The 20,207-nt window shown below is 57.0% G+C and carries 19 protein-coding genes; 12 read left to right on the forward strand and 7 right to left on the reverse strand.

All coding sequences use genetic code 11. The features are described 5' to 3' along the window. Positions 1-22: 22 nt before the first annotated feature. The 4 genes from EOI86_RS00225 to EOI86_RS00240 all read right to left on the reverse strand — a co-directional run bounded on the left by EOI86_RS00225 (position 23) and on the right by EOI86_RS00240 (position 4,965). Positions 23-391, reverse strand: coding sequence for a response regulator (locus tag EOI86_RS00225; RefSeq protein WP_127763087.1), 369 nt, complete (start codon positions 389-391; stop codon positions 23-25). Next, positions 388-717, reverse strand: a complete 330-nt coding sequence (locus tag EOI86_RS00230; RefSeq protein ID WP_127763089.1) for an STAS domain-containing protein — start codon at positions 715-717, stop codon at positions 388-390. Before EOI86_RS00230 ends, EOI86_RS00225 begins: the two co-directional genes overlap by 4 nt. Positions 718-973: 256 nt before the next feature. Next, the gene (locus EOI86_RS00235; protein WP_127763091.1) at positions 974-2,164 is read right to left on the reverse strand and encodes a PP2C family protein-serine/threonine phosphatase; all 1,191 of its coding nucleotides are present in this window, start codon (positions 2,162-2,164) and stop codon (positions 974-976) included. Between the two features lie 29 nt (positions 2,165-2,193). After that, positions 2,194-4,965 carry a response regulator gene (locus EOI86_RS00240; RefSeq protein ID WP_205032008.1) on the reverse strand — a complete coding sequence of 924 codons (2,772 nt, stop codon included), beginning with the start codon at positions 4,963-4,965 and terminating at the stop codon, positions 2,194-2,196. Between the two features lie 379 nt (positions 4,966-5,344). On the opposite strand from EOI86_RS00240, the gene tcuA reads away from it, so the two are divergent. Further along, positions 5,345-6,745 (forward strand): FAD-dependent tricarballylate dehydrogenase TcuA, encoded by a 1,401-nt coding sequence (gene tcuA, locus EOI86_RS00245; RefSeq protein WP_127763095.1) that lies wholly within the window; start codon positions 5,345-5,347, stop codon positions 6,743-6,745. After that, positions 6,735-7,826 (forward strand): tricarballylate utilization 4Fe-4S protein TcuB, encoded by a 1,092-nt coding sequence (gene tcuB, locus EOI86_RS00250; protein WP_127763097.1) that lies wholly within the window; start codon positions 6,735-6,737, stop codon positions 7,824-7,826. Before tcuA ends, tcuB begins: the two co-directional genes overlap by 11 nt. 50 nt (positions 7,827-7,876) lie before the next feature. Here tcuB and EOI86_RS00255 read toward each other — a convergent pair whose 3' ends face one another. Further along, a complete protein-coding gene (locus tag EOI86_RS00255) occupies positions 7,877-8,410 on the reverse strand; it encodes a GNAT family N-acetyltransferase (protein ID WP_205032009.1) in 534 nt (177 codons plus the stop codon). An 8-nt stretch (positions 8,411-8,418) separates the two neighbouring features. Next, on the reverse strand, positions 8,419-8,991 hold the full coding sequence (locus tag EOI86_RS00260) for a helix-turn-helix domain-containing protein (protein ID WP_127763099.1): 573 nt from the start codon (positions 8,989-8,991) through the stop codon (positions 8,419-8,421). Positions 8,992-9,092: 101 nt separating this feature from the next. Between EOI86_RS00260 and EOI86_RS00265 the strand changes: the two genes are divergently transcribed. After that, complete coding sequence (locus tag EOI86_RS00265) at positions 9,093-9,704, forward strand: dimethylsulfonioproprionate lyase family protein (protein WP_161973630.1); 612 nt, start codon at positions 9,093-9,095, stop codon at positions 9,702-9,704. Between the two features lie 25 nt (positions 9,705-9,729). Here the strand turns inward: EOI86_RS00265 and EOI86_RS00270 are convergent, their stop codons facing one another. Continuing rightward, positions 9,730-10,359 (reverse strand): helix-turn-helix domain-containing protein, encoded by a 630-nt coding sequence (locus tag EOI86_RS00270; protein WP_127763102.1) that lies wholly within the window; start codon positions 10,357-10,359, stop codon positions 9,730-9,732. A gap of 291 nt (positions 10,360-10,650) precedes the next feature. On the opposite strand from EOI86_RS00270, the gene EOI86_RS00275 reads away from it, so the two are divergent. The 9 genes from EOI86_RS00275 (at position 10,651) to EOI86_RS00315 (ending at position 20,175) form a co-directional block, all read left to right on the forward strand. Further along, entirely contained in the window at positions 10,651-11,589 is a 939-nt protein-coding gene (locus EOI86_RS00275) for a tripartite tricarboxylate transporter substrate binding protein (protein ID WP_161973631.1), read from the forward strand. A 53-nt stretch (positions 11,590-11,642) separates the two neighbouring features. Then, positions 11,643-12,068: a hypothetical protein gene (locus EOI86_RS00280; RefSeq protein WP_127763106.1), complete on the forward strand. Its 426-nt coding sequence runs from the start codon at positions 11,643-11,645 to the stop codon at positions 12,066-12,068. Between the two features lie 9 nt (positions 12,069-12,077). Beyond that, positions 12,078-13,601 carry a tripartite tricarboxylate transporter permease gene (locus EOI86_RS00285; RefSeq protein WP_127763108.1) on the forward strand — a complete coding sequence of 508 codons (1,524 nt, stop codon included), beginning with the start codon at positions 12,078-12,080 and terminating at the stop codon, positions 13,599-13,601. Between the two features lie 111 nt (positions 13,602-13,712). Further along, positions 13,713-14,609, forward strand: a complete 897-nt coding sequence (locus tag EOI86_RS00290; protein WP_127763110.1) for an alpha/beta fold hydrolase — start codon at positions 13,713-13,715, stop codon at positions 14,607-14,609. A gap of 172 nt (positions 14,610-14,781) precedes the next feature. Then, on the forward strand, positions 14,782-16,248 hold the full coding sequence (locus EOI86_RS00295; RefSeq protein ID WP_127763112.1) for an amidase: 1,467 nt from the start codon (positions 14,782-14,784) through the stop codon (positions 16,246-16,248). Positions 16,249-16,260: 12 nt separating this feature from the next. Then, positions 16,261-17,349, forward strand: a complete 1,089-nt coding sequence (locus EOI86_RS00300; RefSeq protein WP_127763114.1) for an ABC transporter ATP-binding protein — start codon at positions 16,261-16,263, stop codon at positions 17,347-17,349. Positions 17,350-17,352: 3 nt separating this feature from the next. Beyond that, complete coding sequence (locus EOI86_RS00305) at positions 17,353-18,294, forward strand: ABC transporter permease (protein ID WP_127763116.1); 942 nt, start codon at positions 17,353-17,355, stop codon at positions 18,292-18,294. Then, positions 18,287-19,111, forward strand: a complete 825-nt coding sequence (locus EOI86_RS00310; protein WP_127763118.1) for an ABC transporter permease — start codon at positions 18,287-18,289, stop codon at positions 19,109-19,111. Before EOI86_RS00305 ends, EOI86_RS00310 begins: the two co-directional genes overlap by 8 nt. Positions 19,112-19,143: 32 nt before the next feature. Next, on the forward strand, positions 19,144-20,175 hold the full coding sequence (locus tag EOI86_RS00315) for an ABC transporter substrate-binding protein (RefSeq protein ID WP_127763120.1): 1,032 nt from the start codon (positions 19,144-19,146) through the stop codon (positions 20,173-20,175). The last annotated feature ends 32 nt before the right edge of the window (positions 20,176-20,207 follow it).

Consider the following 20,207-nt stretch of genomic DNA (forward strand, 5'->3'; position numbering starts at 1 on the left):
TTAACCCGCTGGTTAGGTATTTTTAAGAAGGACAGACTTTCTGAACGACCTGTAGAAGCTTTTCGGGGTTGAACGGTTTAACGATCCATCCTGTCGCGCCTGCTTCTCGGCCTTCCGTTTTTTTCGCACCGTCGGCTTCCGTCGTTAGAACGAGTATCGGAGTGCTGCGAAAATTCGGTTTTTGCCGTAGGTTCTTGATCAAGGTCAGTCCATCCATGCGGGGCATATTCACGTCCGTGATGACCAAGTCGAACCGTCCCGATTGCGACTTACCCAAAGCATCTTCACCATCCACCGCTTCCGTTACCGAATAGCCGGCTTGTCCGAGGGTAAAACTCAGCATGTCGCGCATGGTTTTCGAGTCGTCGACAGCCAGAATCTGCAAGCTCATTTATCGGGGCTCCATTTTTCCATAAGTTGACCTAGACCCAACTCCGTCATGGCGCTTTGCATGACGGTTGACGCACCGGTCATGCGCACGCGGTGTCCTCGTTCCTCCACATCACGATCGGCGGCGATCAGAACTTGGGCACAAGCGGCTGACATCCGTTCGACGTCGCTTGCGTCCAGATTCAGGTCACGATCGGAATCCACTGCAAGCATCAGGGCCTTCTTAAGTCCGACCGCTTCGGAGATGTCCATTGTCACAGGCAAAAGTAGTTCAGCCGCCGCCTCGCTGGATTTGCTCTTCTTGTTCGATTTTTGGGCGACGCTCACCACCACAGATCCCCTCAGAACATGGACAAACGGCCAAAATATCGCCGATAATCCGAATACGGTAATATACTTATATAAGGAGAACGTAAATGATCTGTTAATTGCTGTGCGGGGTTTCCTGTAATTTATATCTAGGAAGCATAATAAAACGTACGGTTATGGAAGAGTTTCGCCGGTTTACTATACAATGGTGGCGCCCGCTTGAAGTATGCGATGGGGTGAGCCGTACTTTTGTTCCTTTTGGGCTGCGCGCTGGTCAGCCCGGCCGGGAAACCAGGACGACTGTCAAATCGTCAGGAAGGGGCGTTGCGATGTTCGGGTAGAAATGCTTCCGCAGCATGGGGCCGGCTTCTCGGCCGCCGTCAAGGATCGCCGCGGCCAGAAAAGGCGGTGCGTCGTCCATCCCTATGGATTCGCCTTTGAGTCGCGGCGTTTCAATCAACGCGTCGCTGTAAAGGCAAAGATATTCATTCGGTTTGAAATGTGCGTGCATATCGGCATAGGCCGCCCCTTCCAGAGCACCCAATAAAAAGCCTTTGGATTCAAGCGCATTGGATTTTGGCTCGGATAGAAGACCAATTACAGGTGGGGGGGAGGCGGCGCTGGCGAAGTAGACACTGTCTTCGCAAGGGGTCACATAGGCGAGGAACATAGTTGCGAACTGATCGATAGGAAGATCGCGAACCAGTTTGGTGTTCAAATCGGCCAGAACTTCGCTAGGCTTCATGTTCGGCATGTCGATATTGTCCATCACCGCCTGAAAGCGGAACGTGTTCAGCGCCGACCCAACACCATGACCGGAGAAGTCCACAATATATACGGCGAAGGTGGTGTCGCTGATTTCTTTGACACCCCAGAAATCCCCGCCGAGTTCCGACGACATCTCGTGGTGTTCTGAGATTTCCACGCCGTATTTAAGCCCTATTCGCTGCAGTACGTCCGGCGAGGGCAGCAGGTCCTCCTGCATCGTTCGCGCCAGGCTCAGTTCCGCTTCCATGCGCTGTCGGTAGCTTCGCAATTCGGCGAGGTAGACTTGTCGCTCTATCACGCCCTGCACGCGTTCGGCCAGAAGGGTCGAATCCAGCGGTTTGGATAATATGATCGTTGCGCCGGCACGCATCATTTCATTGCGGTCGTCATTGGATGTCCGGGCGGAAGAAACCAGGATCGGCAAATCCTCGTCTTGCCGATCTATCCTCACTGAGCGGAGAACGCCAAAGCCGTCCAATACCGGCATGCTGATATCCAGAATGACGCAGTCCGGCGACAGTCTGTCTATCTTTTCAAGGGCTTCGACACCGTCCTCTGCATAGTGAAGCGTGGAAAAGCCGTGTTTCGTCAACGTCGAACCGATCAGGCGCCGTGTAATATGGTCATCGTCCACAATCAGAATGGATTTAGACGAGATGTCGATTTCCGTCGGCGGTTTAATAGAGGCTTGGGGCATCTACCTATTCCTATTCTGATTCAGTGCGGCTAGGCCGTCACTGATCCGTGTATTGAATCGACAATTCGGTTGTGGATTGCCCCCAAAGTATCCAAGGCTTCATACAACTCATCGGAATGCTGCGGGTTCGATGACAACCGCGCTTCCAACCGCATTGCCGCATCGTGCAGGTCGATCAGACGAAGATTTCCGGAAACGCCTTTCAGGCGGTGGGCGAAGTCCTTCGCGGCCGTGACCTCGTCAGCGTCCAGATAGGATCGAAGCTGGGCGGCCGCGTTCCCATAGGTTTCCGCGAACTCGCCAAGAAGTTCCCTCGCCAATTCTTCGTCGTCGATCGCGTCTGCCAATTGATGCACGAGAGCGACATAGACCGAGGCGGCTGAGGCTTCGGCCGGTTGCAGCGGTTCCGGTTTGACATCAAGATTTGTCCCGTCGCTGTGTTCACACTGGCCTGGGCTGATGGATGCGCCTTCCCTGCGACCTGATGTCCATCGTGCCAGCGTGTCGAATAATTGGACTGGGTCAACCGGCTTTTCCAAGTGGTCACACATGCCTGCCGCAATGCATTTGCGCCGTTCCGATTCCATCGTATGGGCGGTAAGCGCGATGATAGGGGGGACGTTTCCCTTTGCGGTGGCCAGTATTGCCCTTGTGGCGGTAAGCCCGTCCATCTTCGGCATCTGGATGTCCATCAGGATTGCATCGAAGAAGTGGGCTTCGGACGACAGAGCGATGTTGACGGCTTCTTCCCCGTCGACCGCCTCGTAAACCGAACAACCGGCCCTGGTCAGAACGGATCTCAGAACTTGTCGATTCAAAGATTGATCGTCGACAACGAGAATCTTTGCGCCGGATAGCCCCCTCGCTGTCGGCGGTGGCGATTCTCCAAGCCCAACGGTGGAGTGGATGGGAAGCCGGACACGTAACGTCACCGTCGTGCCGGTTCCGATCACACTATCGATTTCAATTGACCCACCCATAAGATCGGCGAGTTTCTTGGAAATACTGAGTCCTAGTCCCGCCCCGCCGAATTCACGTGTGGAAGACCCATCGCCTTGAAAGAAAGGTGTGAAGACTTCCCGGGTCACGTCGTCGGCAATTCCGATGCCGGTATCCGACACTTCAAGAAAGATGGTTGCCGTTTCATCGTTGGTCGGGATGACGCCGCCTTCGGCCCGCGCCGATATCCTTATGCCGCCTTTATGGGTGAACTTCACTGCATTGTCGGCGAAGCTGAGCAGTATTTGTCGGATGCGCATTCTGTCGCCGCAGACGACGGCCGGAAATTCATCTGCGACATCCGTTTCGAACGTCAATCCCTTAATGCTGGCGACCGGTTCTAGGATACGGGCAACCTCATCAAGGACATCTGGAATCGAGAATTCCGAGTTCGTGACGTGAAGTTCGCCGGCCTCGGCAAGGGAAAGGTCCAGTAGGTCGTTCACCAGGGAAACCAGCATATCCGTCGATGAGGATATTCGGGAGACAAGCTGCTGTTCCTGTTCACCAAGATCGCGTTCCGCGAGAAGGTGCACGAAGCCGCCGATAGAGTTCAGTGGCGTGCGAAGTTCGTGGCTGATATTGGCCAGGAAGCCCGATTTCAACTGGCTGGCTCTTTCGGCCTCCTTCCGGCCATGTTCCAATTCCGCCTGTTGCGCTTTCAACTCAGATATATCGGTCCAGATGCCGACGACACCGCCATCGCTGGTTCCAACCTCACGGGCCATAAACCAACGACCATCGCCGATCTGCCTTTCTGTCCTGATATTGGATTGCCTGTGCGATTCCAGGCGCCTCCGTCGGAATTCCTCTTCCCGTCCTTCGATGCCCGCTATTTGTCCACGTTCGATCAAGGCGTCCAACAGGTATTCGAAGGGCGCCCCCTCCGTGAGGAGGTCGCTGATTTTGATGTTCATTTCTGTGAAGGCGTCATTCCAGTTCTGGAGTCTATCCTCGGCATCATAATAGGCAAACGGTGTGTCGAGTGCGTTCAGTGCCTCGGTCAGTTTGCGCCGGGCGATTTGAGCCTCGTCCTGGGCACTTAGGATGTCTGTAAGCTCCATGGAAAGGGTAACGGTTTCACCGCTGCTCAGCGGTCGTTTTTCGATGCGGAATGTCCGTCCGTTCTGAAGACGAACAGTGGCTGTATCTTGTTGCGTTCGCTGTCCTTCAATGCGCGCACTTATCCACTCTTCGCATTCTCTATCGTTCTTCCACGCCAGCCTGGTTTCGGCCAATTGGCGGATAAAGGTTTCATAACCTATGCCGATCTCTACCGGGATAGGCAGGTCCGCGAAGCTATTCTGGAATGGTTTGTTAAACCACAGCAGCTTGTCGTCCTCCCCCCAAATGCAGATGGGGGACGGGAATTGATCGACCGCGGCGGCAAGCATAGCCACGCGATTCTCGTTGCTGACTTGATCAGTGATGTCCCTTGCAATGCCGCGGTAACCCAGAAACCGCCCTGCCTTGCTGAACACAGGGGTGCCGTCCACACGGATCCATCGTTCACCCTTAGGTCCTTGGAACTTGTATGTGAAGTTGTGGATGGCGCGTTTTTCGCTGAGGTCCTGGATGTGTTTTTCCCAAACCTCGGCGTCTACGCTGCTGGCGATGCTGTATTCCTTGCGGGACCGCCCGATGAAGAATGAAGGAGGAGATCCGACTATGTCTTCGACACCTTGCGAGACATAGGTGATCTTATGCTCTTCGTCCGATTCCCAGAACCAACCGTCGGTCAACGCGGCATATTGCTCGATCGCATCGCGCAATTCACGTCCGTCTGGTTGGTCCGATTCCATTTCGGGCAAATGATGATCCGATCACTTCAAATCGTGCCGTATCCCTGAAACCCTAGATACACAGCGTTCGGGAACACACGAACCATAGCTTCGATATCAATCATATAATCTAAGTAATTTCTAATATGTTAATGGTGTGGGTCGGCCTGGCAAAAAAACAGCAGTCACCCAAGGTCCAGGGCTACTTGCCGCCCTTCACTGTTTCAGAACGTAAGAACGCCTGTGTTCGCTATATTACCGCGTAGGGTTAGGCGGAGATTGGTGTGCGTGAATTATTGCTTACGAATGGATACGTCTGTATACATTGCCCGATAAGCAAACGTTTGGGTTAATGGCGGCAAGGGCGTTCCAACAAGTCGTTCATGTGGGTGGAGTAAGAATGAGTAGTATCGGTCCCGATGGGATCCAATGGGATTTGGTCGTCGTCGGGGGTGGCAATGCCGCGCTTTGCGCGGCGATCACGGCGGCGGAGGCTGGGGCGCGGGTGGTTGTGCTGGAAAGCGCCCCGAAGACCTATCGCGGCGGCAACAGCCGGCATACCAGGAATTTTCGATGCATGCATCGGGGGCCGCTGTCGGTCCTGACCGATGAATATTCCGAAGACGAGTATTTCGAAGACCTGTTGCGCGTAACCAAGGGCAAGACGGATGAAAATCTGGCGCGGTTGGTCATCCGCACGTCCGAGGAATGCCTGCCCTGGATGGAAGATCATGGTGTCCGTTTTCAGCCATCGCTGTCGGGCACCCTGTCACTGTCGCGGACGAACGCCTTTTTTCTCGGTGGTGGGAAAGCGCTTGTGAATGCTTATTACAACACGGCGGAAGACCTTGGCGTGCAGGTCCATTATGACGCGGATGTTCGTCACGTTGGTATCGATGCGAACCGGTTTACCCATGTGGAGGTAAATCTGGAAGGGAAAACAACCCGAGTCGCCGGCAAGGCTGTCGTCCTGTCGTCGGGCGGTTTTCAGGGCGATATCGACTGGTTGGCGGATGCCTGGGGCCCAGCCGCGCGAAACTTTCTGATCCGTGGTACGCCTTACAACAAGGGTGTGGTGCTGCGCGACATGTTGGACCAAGGCGCAAACAGCGTCGGGGATCCGACCCAATGCCACGCCGTGGCGATCGACGGCCGCGCCCCTAAATTCGACGGCGGCATCGTTACTCGATTGGACTGCGTCCCGTTTTCCATCGTGGTGAATCAAGACGGCGCACGCTTCTATGATGAAGGCGAGGATGTCTGGCCTAAGCGCTACGCGATCTGGGGCCGTCTTGTGGCGGCCCAGCCGGAACAGGTGGCTTATTCGGTCATTGATAGCAAAAGCTTCGACCTCTTTATGCCGTCGGTCTTCCGGCCGGAAAAAGCAGAGACGCTGGAAGAACTGGCGGGTATCCTGAACCTACCAAAGGATGCCTTTCTTCAGACCGTGGACGACTTCAACAAGGGCTGCCGGGACGGTGATTTTCATCCGACCGAGTTGGACGGGCTGGCGACAACGAATGTGGAGCCAGCCAAGACAAATTGGGCTAGGCCGATCGATGCGCCGCCATACTACGCATATCAATTGAGGCCCGGCGTGACCTTTACCTATTTGGGGCTTCAGGTCGACGAAACGGCGCGTGTATCTCATTCAGACGGTCAATATGAAAACGTTTGGGCGGCCGGTGAAATAATGGCCGGCAGCATTCTGGGCGAAGGATATTTGGCTGGCTTTGGGATGACGATCGGGACGGTCTTTGGCCGCATTGCCGGAAAGGAGGCCGCAGCCCATGTCGGTTAATACAGACAGTTCTAACGCACGTCCTTTGGATGCTATTGCCGAGGCACGCCGGCAGTTGGAAGTCTGCAACGCCTGCCGTTATTGCGAAGGGTTCTGTTCCGTCTTCCCGGCGATGACGCGCCAGAAGGCATTTGCGGATGGTGACATCACTCATCTCGCGAACCTATGCCATAATTGCCGCGGCTGTTTCTATTCTTGCCAGTACACGCCGCCGCACGAGTTCGACCTGAACATTCCGGCCGCCTTGGGCAATGCGCGACAGGAAAGCTGGTCGCGCTTTGCCTTTCCATCCGCCTTTGGCAAGCTGTTTCATGAACGCGGGGTTGCGGTTTTGGCGGCGGTCATCGTTGTCACTATTCTGGCCATATGGCTGGTGCAATCCTTCCCGCTGGGCGGTGGTGAGGGGTTTTATGCCTTTATCTCTCACAATGTGATGATATCGATTTTCATCCCGGCCTTTGTGTTTCCTTTCTTCGCAATCGCAGTGGGCCTCCGGCGATACTGGCGGGAAACAGGTGGGAAATCGGTCGGCGTGTCGCATCTGATAATCGCCTTCAAGGACGCGGCAACCCTGCGCAATCTGGATGGCGGCCAGGGACAAGGCTGCAATTTTGAAAAGACGGACCGCTACAGTGACACCCGGCGCTATGCGCATCAGGCGACGATGTACGGGTTCCTGCTGTGTTTCGCGGCAACCACTGTCGCGACCTTGATGCACTATATCCTCGATATGCCTGCACCGTACTCATTGCTCAGCCTGCCGAAGATTTTGGGCCTGACGGGCGGGGTTCTGTTGTGCCTGGGGACGGCGAAACTGGCCTATCTGAAAACCAAGGCGGATGCGACGCTTGGCCCGTCCCGTGTGTGGGGCGGGGAGATGGCGTTCATCCTCTTGTTGTTTTTTGTCAGCGCGACCGGCTTGGTTTTGTATTTTGTAACGGGGACGACGTTGGTCGAATGGATGCTGCCGCTGCACCTGGCATCTGTCTTCACCTTCTTTCTGCTGACCCCCTATTCCAAGATGGCGCACGGTTTCTACAGGCTGGCCGCCCTTGTCCGTGAGGCGCAGTTGAAGCGCTGATGTACTGGAACCAAAAATCGGTGGGCGGGAAACACGACGAGCGAGCCCATTCAGATTTCCTTGTACATGATCGTCGTCGGATCCAGACGGTTCGCGTCCACCGTGTCCCGGCAGAAATTCGGTATGACTCCAACAGTTCGATACCCGAGTGCCGTGTAGAGCGGTTCGGCGGTGTCCCCGGTTCGCGTGTCCAGCGTGATCAGGCTGCGGCCCATTGCCTTTGCTTTCCGTTCCAACGCTGTCATCAGCGTTTTCGCGATACCCCTGCGTCGGTAGGATGGGTGGACCATCAGTTTGTTTACATCGGCACGGTGAGGCTGGTTTGCCGGCGTGCCGTGGAAAAGCTGGACGGATCCCGCGATCCGGTTTCCGGTCCACGCCACGAACAAGTCACGCGTGCCCCCGGCAAGGTCGGGCCTGACTCGTTCGGTCCAGAATTGTCGAGCGTCCGTCTCGCTGAACGGCAGAACAAAACCGATGCTGGCGCCGTCATGGACGACGGCATGCAATAGCGCGCCGAATTCACTTAACTCCCGGTCGATGTCCTCGGCGGTCATCAGTTCTATCGTCAGCGTCTCGTCCATAGTCGCCCTCACAGGATGAATAACAAATATTGCGCGCTGGACTCGGGTGGTGTCTCGAACGTACTTGCCCCGTCCAACCGGTACCGCAAGCAATCACCCGCAGACAGATGATGCGCGGCACCTTCCACCGTGACGGTCAACCGCCCCGTTATCATGATCAGATGGTGTTCCATCCCGGGCCGGGGGGAGGCGTCATAGGCGATGGTTCGCCCTGGTTCCAACCGGCATTCAAGGGCTTCACCGGTGAGGGCCTCTGATGGTGGCGAAACGATACGCCGTGTGAATCCGGTTTCATTGTCTGTCCATTCGGTTTGGTCGGCCCGCCGGACGAGTGGTGCGAAGTCCTGCTCTACCAGATGCATCAAACGCGATAAGGTGAGCCCATGCACCGCGCAGAGCTTTCCAAGTACCATGGCGGTCGCACTAACCGCCGCGTTTTCCAGACGGGACAATGTTGCGCGGCTTATCCCGCTGCGCGTGGCAAGGTCGTCCAGCGACCAACCACGTTCCAGACGCAGACCGCGAAGCCTTTCGGCAAGACGTCGGTCGATGTCGGTATCGTCAAAGGCTTGTTGTTCCATATATGAAAGATTTTCTCGTTATAGAGAAAAATCAAGAGGCTTGTGCGAGGAAAGAACCGGCTTGAGGATTACCGGAAGAAATGAGCCTTGGAGGAACGCGCGTGAATGCTGAACTCGAAACCATCCTCAATGAGTCCTGGCGCGCGGTGGAGGCGCGTACCGATGCGATCTCGGGCACGGGAATCCAGCGGCCGGTTGCGATCCCGAAGGACAAACCTTTGCGGACTGGCAGGATAGGGTCGGATTTCCCGGTGCTTGGTCATCTGCCTAACGCCCTGGACGTTGCAGCCTCCCATGCCCTGGCCGACTTGGCGCGTCGCTTCGGTGTGTTGTCGGGAAAGATGGAATGGTCCCAGAACGCGGGATATACGCCTGAGAACAGCAGCCGATCCTTTCTTGACGGATATGCCTATGCGTCACTCTCAGGGCCGGATGGTCCGATCCTCTGCGAAGCGCCCATGGCGGGCTATATGCTCCTGGGTCCGGATGTGCATTATCCTGACCACCGTCATGAACCGCGGGAAGTCTATCTGGTCCTGACGCCTGGCGCTCAATGGAGTCTCGATTCAGGCGATTGGTTCGATGTGGCCCCCGGGACCATGATCATTCATAACAGTTGGCAGAAACATGCTATCCGAACCGGCGATACACCCTTCCTGGCGTTTGCCGCATGGTTGGAAGCGGGGCCCCGATCCGGAATTAGCTGGGCCTAGTCGGACGCCTCCGCGTGGAGGTGTCTCAAGGGGTAAGGGCGCGTTGTTTGGCCCTTAGGCCCGCATCGCTGCAGACAACGAGGATTCGAGCATTCTCAGGTCCGGCCGAGGCATAGAGATGCCCGCGCCTGCTATCGAAATACAAGCTTTCGCCCGCTTGCAATTGTACTGGCGCCTTGCCGTCCAGATAGACCATGACGCTACCCTCCAAGACATAGAGGAACTCTTCGCCCGGATGATCCACGAAGCGTTCGAAATGCATTTGTTCGTACGGACGTAAGGTCCCGAACATGGGGGTCATCGTCTTGTTCCACAATTCGGGAAACAGCATTTCGTAGGTGTAGTTTTCGGTTTCGTGAAGCAGGAATTCCCCTTTCCTGGCGACCGCGATACCGCCGCTTTGGAAGGGGTCGCCATGTTCCGAAAATAAGGCGGCTATATCGATCTCCAAACCGTCCGCAAGTTGATTGAAGCGGTCGTAGGTCAATGCCATCAAGCCCCGTTCAACTTTTGAAACCGTGGATACGGCAAGGCCCGACCGTGCGGCGACATCCGCCAAAGTCAGTCCCAATTGGGTGCGAATTTCCCGCAAGCGTTCCCCCATGCGGATACGCTGGTCCTGACGTGGTGAGGATAATTTGGCTTCGGTGGTCATTGTTGGGACGGTAGAGAAGGTCGCCCGTATCGTCCATCGAATTTTCTGATAGGAAAATCCACTTTCCTTTAGGAAATATTGTGCTAGCGTTACCCCGGTAATGGGGACGAAGGCCGGGTTCGGGCAATTACGCGGACTGGTCGCGCGGGTGTGGCGACCTCGAAAAACTGCATCCGGCAAAAAACAACGAGAAACAACCAGGTGAGTCCCGACCATTGAGGCATGCCGGTGTCCCGGTCGAACGTGGTTGGTAATTTTCGCTTGGTACAGGGCGTCATAAGGGAGTGCACGATGAAATTCTTAGGCATTTTGTGTGGGGCCGCGGCCATACTGTTTGGCGTCAACGCTGTCGCGGCGGATTGGACCCCGTCCGGGCCCGTGACGTTGCAGATCGGTTTCGATGCGGGAGGTGAAACGGATACGCTTGGTCGCGTTATTGCCAAGCAAATGGAAAGCCAGACCGGCTGGGACATGGTGGTCGAGAACAAGCCTGGCGGCGGCGGTGTCGCAATGTTCACCGGTCTTTCCGTGGCCGAACCGGACGGATTGACATTGGGCATGGGTGTCAGCATGCCGGTGCTGGTTAACTTGGTGCTGCGCGGCGACAAATTGCCGTTTAATCTGGACAGCTTCGACTATCTGGCGACCGTAGCGACCGCACAGGTCGCGATCATTGCCCGTAAGGATGCGCCGTTCGATGACCTGGCCGGCCTGATTGCCTATTCCAAGCAGAATGACGGCGCGCTCGTGGCCTTCGACGCGAAGCCGCAAGAACTGCTGATGAAATACGTCGCGAAAGGGGCGGATGCGGACTTCCGCCTCGTCTCGACGAAGAGCAGCGCCGAAATGGTGCAGCAACTGCTCGGCGGGCATGTGATCGCCTCCTTCGCAGCGGGTGCGCATATCCCGTATCTGGAAAGCGGGGATGTAAAGATGATCGCCAGTGCGAATGCGACTCGCCACGGTTATTCGCCCGAAACGCCGACCGTGATGGAGCAGGGCCACGATATTTTTGTCGATCCGTATTTCTACATCGCCGCGCCCGCTGGATTGAGTGCCCCGGCCAAGGCTGAACTTGCCGTCGCGCTTGAAAACGCGATTGAGTCGGACCCGGTCAAGAAGGCGATCGTAAATGCCATGAAGACCGACCCCAGCAATCTTGGGCCGGATGGCACGCGGAAAATGCTGGACGATGGTCTGACGAATGTGGCGAAACTTTTCGGCAAGTAAATGACGGGCGGCCGTTGCCTGGCCCTGAATTTGGCGGAGTTAAGGGTGCCGATTTGCTGAATATCCTCAACCGACTACAGGGCGCCGTCGTGGCGTTAGGGGGGGTAGTCCTGTACTTCTTTGTGATTCCCCATCATACGGAAGTGGTCGACTACGGGTGGGTGCGGCCGCAGACCTTACCGGCGATCTGCGCCGTGGCCTTGGTCCTGTTCGGCACGATCGATGCCTTGTTTCTAACTGGAGGTGTATCTCTACCGTCGTCAGAAGCAGCCAGGGCTGCTCTCTTTGTTGTCCTGACGGGTGGTGCGCTCTTCGCAATGGATCGGCTGGGATATTTGGCGGGCGCCTTTGCCTTGGCACTGCTGGTGATGCTGACGGTTGGAGAACGGCGGCCCGGTTGGATCGCTCTAGGCGCTTTGGCGGCTCCGGCCGTTGTCTGGTCGATAGCCGTCCCCCTGTTGGGCCGGACGCTTCCTTAAGCCCCCGCAATGGATTTCGCCACAATCATTGCCGGGCTTGGAGATGCGTTGACGCCGTTAAACCTGCTTTTCGTGGTCGCCGGTGTGGCGGCCGGACAGTTGGTCGGCGCCCTTCCGGGCATCGGCCCCGTCATGGCCATCGCCATTGCCATTCCCTTCACCTTCGTTTTCGACCCCTTGCCTGCAATAGCCTTTCTGATCGGCGTGATGAAAGGGGGGCTATATGGCGGTGCCATTCCGGCCATCCTGGTGAACACGCCCGGCACGCCGGATGCGGCGGCGACCGCATTGGACGGGCATCCGCTCGCCGCAAAAGGCAAACCGCTGAAAGCCACGAAGATGGCGCTCTTTGCTTCCGTCACGGGGGACACGTTCAGCGATATCGTGCTGATCACCGTCTCAGCGCCGCTGGCTGTGCTCGCCCTGAAAATGGGGCCGGTTGAAACCTGCTCGCTTATCGTGCTCGCCTTTGCCGTGATGTCCGGCCTTGTTGGTCAGTCGCTGACGAAAGGGTTAATCGCCGCTGTCTTCGGTCTGCTATGCGCCACCGTCGGCCTCGACCCCGAACATGGGACACCTAGGTTCTATTTCGGGCATTTCGAATTGTTCGACGGGCTACCGCTGGTTTCGGTCGCCATTGGGACCCTGGCGGTATCGGAAATATTCCGGCGCCTCGCGGGCATGACGATGGCAATCCGCGCGGCGATCGAGATCCCAGATACACAAGCGCCGGAAGACCGGCGTGTCAGTTGGGCTGAATATTGGGAATGTCGTTTCACAATGGCGCGGGGCGCGCTGATTGGGACCGTTTTGGGGGCCATTCCGGGCATCGGCTCAACCGCGGCGGCCTTCATGAGCTACGCTGCCGCCCGCGAAGCGTCTAAAGACCCGGACAGTTTTGGCAAAGGCAATATCCAGGGTATTGCAGCGACGGAATCGGCCAACAGCGCGGTCATGGGCGCCAATCTCATCCCCTTGTTGGCGATCGGTATTCCCGGCAGTGTCTCTGCGGCGCTATTGATCTCGGCGTTCAAGACCCATGGTATTCAGCCGGGCCCCTTGATGTTCGAACAACAGGGGCGCCTTATCTACGGCTTGTTCGGTGCGATGATCATGGCCAATGCCTGCAATCTTGCCGTCGGGCAGTTCAGCCTGCGATTCTGGTCGCGCATCGTGTCCGCGCCGGAAAGCCTTATCTTCTCGGTTTCCCTGATCTTGTGTATCGCCGGTGTCTACATGGCGACCGGCGGGATGTTTGGGGTAGCGATCATGCTGATCTTCGGCGTCGTCGGTTATGTAATGACATCACTTGGCTATCCCGCGGTGGTCTTCCTCATCGCGTTCTTCCTGGGAGGACAATTCGAACAGTCCCTGTCACAAACCCTCGTTATCTTGAATGGCGACGTCATGGCGTTGATCCATTTCCCCATTGCCCTGGCTCTGCTTGTGCTCAGCGCCGTCACGGCAGGGTGGTTGGTCCGCCGTCGGGACCGCAGGCGGGCCTCCTCCTCAACGGACGAGACAGTGTTTTAGTCATCCGCTCTGGATTGCTAGGGAGGTCGAACCGAACGGTTCGCAGGAAATGTTGTCCGCAGACGGGGAGCATGCGTAGCATGGGCGTGTCAGGGAATCGTTCCGGAGAGTATGGTGACCATTCAAAAGATAAAGGCCGGTGTTCTTGAGGTCGCGTTTCGCAGCGTGGGACCGCACGATGGCTGGCCCTGCATCTTGGGCCATGGATTTCCCTACGATGTACATGCCTATGATCAGGCGGCGGATATTCTGGCGAAGAATGGCGCGCGAGTAATCGTGCCGTATCTACGCGGTTATGGTCCGACCAGGTTTTTGTCCCGTGACACGCCACGTTCGGGTGAACAGGCGGCTCTGGGTGCCGACCTTTTGGCCTTGATGGACGCGCTGAGGATAGAACGCGCGGTGCTGGGTGGATATGACTGGGGTGGCCGAGCGGCTTGCATCGTCTCAGCCTTGTGGCCGGATCGCGTCCAAGCCCTCGTGACCGGCAATTCATACAACATTCAAAACATTGCAAAATCCTGGGAGCCCGCGCCCGCAGCGGAGGAAGCGACCTTTTGGTACCAGTATTTCTTCCATTCGGAACGGGGGAGACGGGCGTTGCAGCGGGACCGGCGAGACATCAACCGCTTGCTTTGGAAGATGTGGTCGCCGACCTGGAATTTCGACGAGGAAACATTCGAGCGGTCGGCTGTTTCCTTCGACAACCCGGATTTCGTCGATGTGGTAATTCACTCCTATCGACACCGATACGGCCTGGTGCCGGGTGATCCGGCGGTCGCGCATATCGAAACACAACTGGTTGCGCAGCCGCCAATTTCCGTGCCGGCGATCTCAATCGACGGAGACGTGGATGGTGTTAATGCCGGAACGGCAGACCATGCAGGGAAGTTTACCGGAAAGCACGAGCATCGGGTTTTCAGGCAGGCCGGGCATAACCTGCCGCAGGAACGACCGGAAGACTGGGCAGTGGCGGTGCTGGACGCCAGAAACATGGCCCAAAGCTGACACTTTGCCAATATGCCGCGCTGCGGCGATCGATGTTCAAACATCTGCGACAGAGATTGCTGCGGTGCGAAAAAAGGTCTTTGGCCGCACCGTTACCGGCTTGCCAGATACGGGGTATTTGTGACCTCATGTTGGCCGTGCGTTCAAAAAAGCTGCAAAGAACAGGGGTCCAATGAGCGCGTTTGCTCAATACGAGAGTTTTGATGCCACGGCTTTGGCCGGGTTGGTTGCCATGGGTGAGGTTTCGCCGGGCGAGCTTCTCGATGCCGCGCTGGAGCGCGCGGCTGCGCTCAATCCCAAACTCAATGCCGTGACAATGCTTCAGGCGGAATTGGCACGTGAGAACATTGCGCGCGGCCTGCCGCATGGGCCATTACGCGGCGTACCGTTTCTGTTAAAGGATTTGGGGGCGGAGGCTGTCGGGTTTCCCGGGCACAATGGCTCCATGCTGCTCAAGGACACGCAGTATTCCGGAAACTCATCCATCGTGGACAGGCTTCTCAAGGCGGGCGTGGTGCTGTTCGGCCGGACGACGGCGCCTGAAGGCGGTGTCGGCGCAGCGACGGAAGCTGCCGTTTATGGCGGTCCGACAAGAAATCCTTGGAACTTGGATCGGACCCCCGGCGGATCCTCAGGTGGATCGGGGGCGTCGGTGGCGGCCGGGATCGTGCCGGCAGCGCATGGATCGGATGGTGGCGGATCGGTTCGAATTCCAGCCTCATCTTGTGGCCTGTTCGGCTTCAAGCCGACGCGTGCACGCTTGCCTGATGGGCCTAATTCCGGCGAAGGCTGGGCGGGGATGGCGATCGACGGCTTTTTGACACGCTCGGTGCGCGATACCGCCATATTGTTGGACGTTACGCGGGGATCGGACCTAGGGGCGCCCTATGTTGCGCCGCCAATGAAAGATAGTTTCTTTGCCGCCGCGAAGGCTACTTCCCGGCCTTTGCGAGTCGCTTTTTCGACGAAAACCCTGACCGGGGATCCGATTGATCCGGATTGCGAAAAGGCCGTCCTGGAGACGGTGAAACTTCTGGAAGCCATGGGCCACCATGTGGAAGAAGAACTGCCGAAGGCCGATACAATCGGTATGATGAAAGCTTGGACGGCCATCGTTGCTTGTGGAACCGCCCTATGGGTGCGTCAGGTTCTCGCCAAGAAGGGCAGAGATCTGCAGCAAGGGGATCTTGAGCCGGTTGCGCTCGACGCATGCCGGTATGCGAAGACCATTTCGGGTGATGCGTATCTTGAAGCGGTTGAGGCTGTTCATGCCTATGGCCGTGAAATGGCGGCTTTTTTTCTCAATTACGATATCCTGGTCACGGCGACCTTGGCGGAACCGCCGGCACAGATCGGGCGTTTCAACCACAGCCGTGAGAGTTATGTGGACTACCGATTGGGGGAGAACGGGATCTTCGCCTACTCACCCTATACGGCGGCCTTCAATGCCACGGGACAACCTGCCGCGTCGGTACCCTTGCATTGGACGGAAGACGGCTTGCCGGTGGGGGTCCATCTTGCCTCCCCATTCGGTGAGGATGAGATGCTAATGACAGTTTGCGCGGACCTGGAAAGGGCGCGGCCGTGGTTTGATCGCCGCCCGCCGGTCTGCTTCGCAAATATTATGGAAAAAGGATAGAAGGGGGTATCCGTGTCCGACGAAGTCGCTGTAAGGGCTGAAGGTGTTTCAAAGGTTTTCGGGTCTCCCGGAAACGAACTAAGGGCCCTAGACGATGTTACGGTCGATATTCGCCGGAACGAGTTCTTTACCTTGCTTGGCCCATCGGGATGCGGAAAGACGACGCTGTTGCGTCTGATTGCCGGTTTCGAAACGCCATCTGCCGGCGCAATTATGCTGGACGGAAAGGACATCACCGTCGACCCGCCGTTTAAACGGCCGATCAACACGGTTTTCCAAAGCTACGCGCTTTTCCCGCATCTGACCGTTGGCCAGAATGTCGGTTTCGGCTTGGAAATGATGGGCCGGTCGAACAGTGAGATCGACGACACGGTGGAAAAAATGCTGGCGCTCGTCCAGATGGAGGCAATGCGCAACCGTCTGCCGACGCAGCTTTCCGGTGGTCAGCAGCAACGCGTCGCCCTGGCGCGCGCTTTGGCACCGCAACCCTCGGTCCTGCTTCTGGATGAACCGCTGTCGGCCCTCGACCTGAAGCTCAGGAAGCAAATGCAGATCGAATTGAAGCGGATGCAGATGGAAACCGGCATCACCTTTATTTTCGTGACGCATGACCAGGAAGAAGCGCTTACCATGTCCGACCGGATCGGTGTGATGAGTGCTGGAAACATTCTGCAGATCGGCAGTCCCCGGGAAATTTATAACAGTCCGCAGAACCGGTTTGTGGCGAGTTTTATCGGCGAGTCGAATTTCCTGGAGGGGACGGCTTCCGGCACAGGGGCAAAGCGGCGTGTGGCCCTGGCAGACGGACACTCTTTCGAAGCGCTGGTTGCCGATGAAAGCGTTTCCGACGGAAAAGTCACTGTCGCTGTGCGTCCTGAATTCGTTCAGGTCGTTGCCGCCGATACGGCGGATGCGCTGCCGGCGACCGTGACCAACATCGTCTATTTCGGCACAGATATGCATTGCTATATGTCACTCAACAGCGGAACCGAAGTCGTCGCGCGAGTCTCCGCCGACGCGGACCGCGGTGGCGCCCTGGAGACGGGTGCCAAGGTCGGCATCACTTTCGCGCCCGACGGTCCGCGCATCGTGGGGGACTGATCGATGACCGACACCTCAACGACAAATGCCAGACAGTTGAGCGACCTTGAAGTCCGCGCTGAAAAAGAAAGGGTGAAGCGGAATTGGCTGTTATCCATGCCGGCGATGATTTTGTTGCTGCTCGGCGCAAGCGGTCCACTGTTGATTGTCCTTGTTTACTCCTTCATGACGCCCGGCGATTATAGCGGCGTGATTTGGACGCCGACGGTCAAGGCGTGGTTCCAGATATTCTTCACGGTAGATATTTTCGACGATACCGTTCGGTTGGCCGATGCGCATTTGACGATCTTCGGGCGGTCGTTGCGCTTGTCGCTGCTGACCACGCTCTTGACGCTGATATTCGGTTTGCCCACCGCTTATTTCATCGCCACGCGACCCGGGCGGCAGCGGACACTCTGGCTCTTCCTGATCACCATTCCCTTCTGGACGAACTTGCTGATTAGAACTTTCGCGATCCTCGAGGTGATCCGGAACGAAGGGCTCATCAACAATTTCCTGCGTTGGCTGGGCGTTATCGATGAACCGATCCAGATCCTCTACACCGACACGGCGGTCCTGATTGGCATGGCTTATGTCTATTTGCCGTTGATGGTATTGCCCCTCTACGCGGCAATTGACCGGTTCGATTTTCGGTTGGTCGAAGCGGGATACGACCTTTACGCTAATCGTTGGCAGGTATTGCGCCGGGTTATTCTGCCGATTGTGAAACCGGGGATCATTGCGGGTTCGATCCTCGTCTTCGTGCCCTCCCTCGGCGCCTATGTGACGCCGCGCGTGCTGGGTGGGGGCAAGAACATGATGATCGGGAATTTCATCGAATTGCAGTTTGGACAGGGGCGGAACTGGCCTTTAGGGTCTTCGCTATCCATTCTGCTCTTGTTGGTCGTGGCGGTGGCACTCCTCTTCTATGTCAGGGCCGCGAACCGGGGAGGAAGCGATGAGTAACAAGCGAACCAAACCCTTCAGCATAAAATATCTGCCGGGGTTCACTCCCGTTGCGCTGGTCTGTTTTGTGCTGCTCTACGCGCCGATCGTCACCATGGTCGTCTATTCGTTCAACTCCGGTCAGTCGGTTGCCTTGTTCGAAGATTTTTCCGTCGCTTGGTATTTCGCCGCGGCGGAGAACGAGTTGGTGCAGGAAGCGGCGTTGCGCTCTCTGATTATCGCCGCCTTTGCCTCGGGCATTGCGACGGTATTGGCGACGATGGCGGCGCTCGGCACGACGCGGACGAAGAATTACCCCGGGCGTACCTTGATCTATTTGATGATCAACCAGCCCTTGATGGTGCCTGAGGTCGTCACCGCCGTCGCCTTGCTGATTTTCTTCGCGTCGATCAAGGTCGCCACGGGCTATTCCGGTTTGGCCTATCTAATCCTGGCGCATGCCGCCTTCTGTGTGCCCTTCGCGTATTTGCCGATCAGGGCCAGGATGGAAGGAATGGATAGAGCCTTGGAGATCGCGGCCGCCGATCTCTATGCCACACCGTGGAAAACGTTCAGGCGGGTAACCTTGCCTCTGGTGGCGCCCGGCATAGCCGCCGGCGCCATGTTGGCTTTCGTGATTTCGCTGGACGATGTGATCATCACCGAATTTGTCAAATCGGCGGGGCAGGATACGCTACCAACCTATATGCTGGGCCAATTGCGGCGCGCGGTCACGCCGGAGGTCAATGCGATCTCGTCGGCATTGTTGGCGGTTACGGTAATTCTGCTGACGGCCTTCTTCCTGCTATCGGGAAGAAATTCGCCGGTAGGCAAGTAAGTGCGTTCATTATAACCAAGGGAGACTACACCATGCGTTCGAAACTACTCGCATTGTCGGCGGCGGCGCTGCTGACGGCGACGTCCACAGCCAATGCGGCGGGCGAGCTGAACATCTACAACTGGGGGAACTACACCAGCCCCGAACTGATCGAGAAGTTCGAGAAGGCCTATGACGTAAAGGTCACCGTCACGGACTACGATTCAAACACCACCGCGCTGGCGAAAGTTGAAGCGGGCGGACATGGCTTCGACATCGTCGTTCCCACGAACAGCTACGTCCCCGTCTATATTGAGAAGGGCCTGTTGTTGGAAGCCCGTCCCGATCAGATGGAAAACTTCAAAAATGTGTCCGAGCAGTGGAAGAACGTGTCCTGGGACAAGGGCCGTCACTACACCGTTCCATGGCAGTGGGGCACGACCGGCATGGCGGTGAATACGTCGGTCTATTCCGGCGATATCAACACCTCGGCCATCTTCATCGACCCGCCGGAAGAGCTGGTCGGCAAGGTGAACGTTGTTCCGGAAATGCAGGATATCATCTCGCTGGCGATCTTCTATGCCGGTGGTGAAGCCTGCACCGAGGACAAGACCGTTCTGCGCAAGGTTCGCGACATGCTGGTCGAAGCCAAGCCGAAATGGTTGTCGATGGATTATGGCACCACTGACAAGCTTTCCAGCGGTGAATATGTCGCGACCGTCAACTGGAACGGCTCCACCTTCCGCGCGCGTTTGAATAACCCGGATGTCGCGTATGGCTATCCGAAGGAAGGCTATCCGCTATGGATGGACTCGGTCGCGATTTTGAAGGACGCCAAGAACGTCGAGAACGCCAAGCTCTTCCAGAACTTCATTATGGATCCGGAGAACGCCGCCATGATCTCCGCCTTCGCCCGCTATGCGAACGGCATCGACGGTTCTGAGGCTTTCATGCCGGAAGACATGAAGACCGCACCGGAAATCGTTGCGCCGAAGGAATTGGTGTCGGCCGGTCAATTTATCCCGACCTGCCCGCCCTCGGCCCGCGATCTCTACACCGCGATCTGGACCGAACTGCAGAAGTAATTCTCTACGAGGTTTGAGGGAAAGGGCGGCCT

Origin of the sequence: Hwanghaeella grinnelliae (assembly GCF_004005845.1) — a bacterium.
Classification (GTDB): Bacteria; Pseudomonadota; Alphaproteobacteria; order UBA8366; family Aestuariispiraceae; genus Hwanghaeella; species Hwanghaeella grinnelliae.

Excerpts from the sequence above, each read along its gene's own strand:
- EOI86_RS00225 (WP_127763087.1), bottom strand. The coding sequence starts at position 391 with ATGAGCTTGCAGATTCTGGCTGTCGACGACTCGAAAACCATGCGCGAC.
- EOI86_RS00235 (WP_127763091.1), bottom strand. The coding sequence starts at position 2,164 with ATGCCCCAAGCCTCTATTAAACCGCCGACGGAAATCGACATCTCGTCT.
- EOI86_RS00240 (WP_205032008.1), bottom strand. The coding sequence starts at position 4,965 with ATGGAATCGGACCAACCAGACGGACGTGAATTGCGCGATGCGATCGAG.
- tcuA (WP_127763095.1), top strand. The coding sequence starts at position 5,345 with ATGAGTAGTATCGGTCCCGATGGGATCCAATGGGATTTGGTCGTCGTC.
- tcuB (WP_127763097.1), top strand. The coding sequence starts at position 6,735 with ATGTCGGTTAATACAGACAGTTCTAACGCACGTCCTTTGGATGCTATT.
- EOI86_RS00255 (WP_205032009.1), bottom strand. The coding sequence starts at position 8,410 with ATGGACGAGACGCTGACGATAGAACTGATGACCGCCGAGGACATCGAC.
- EOI86_RS00260 (WP_127763099.1), bottom strand. The coding sequence starts at position 8,991 with ATGGAACAACAAGCCTTTGACGATACCGACATCGACCGACGTCTTGCC.
- EOI86_RS00270 (WP_127763102.1), bottom strand. The coding sequence starts at position 10,359 with ATGACCACCGAAGCCAAATTATCCTCACCACGTCAGGACCAGCGTATC.
- EOI86_RS00275 (WP_161973631.1), top strand. The coding sequence starts at position 10,651 with ATGAAATTCTTAGGCATTTTGTGTGGGGCCGCGGCCATACTGTTTGGC.
- EOI86_RS00285 (WP_127763108.1), top strand. The coding sequence starts at position 12,078 with ATGGATTTCGCCACAATCATTGCCGGGCTTGGAGATGCGTTGACGCCG.
- EOI86_RS00290 (WP_127763110.1), top strand. The coding sequence starts at position 13,713 with ATGGTGACCATTCAAAAGATAAAGGCCGGTGTTCTTGAGGTCGCGTTT.
- EOI86_RS00295 (WP_127763112.1), top strand. The coding sequence starts at position 14,782 with ATGAGCGCGTTTGCTCAATACGAGAGTTTTGATGCCACGGCTTTGGCC.
- EOI86_RS00305 (WP_127763116.1), top strand. The coding sequence starts at position 17,353 with ATGACCGACACCTCAACGACAAATGCCAGACAGTTGAGCGACCTTGAA.
- EOI86_RS00310 (WP_127763118.1), top strand. The coding sequence starts at position 18,287 with ATGAGTAACAAGCGAACCAAACCCTTCAGCATAAAATATCTGCCGGGG.
- EOI86_RS00315 (WP_127763120.1), top strand. The coding sequence starts at position 19,144 with ATGCGTTCGAAACTACTCGCATTGTCGGCGGCGGCGCTGCTGACGGCG.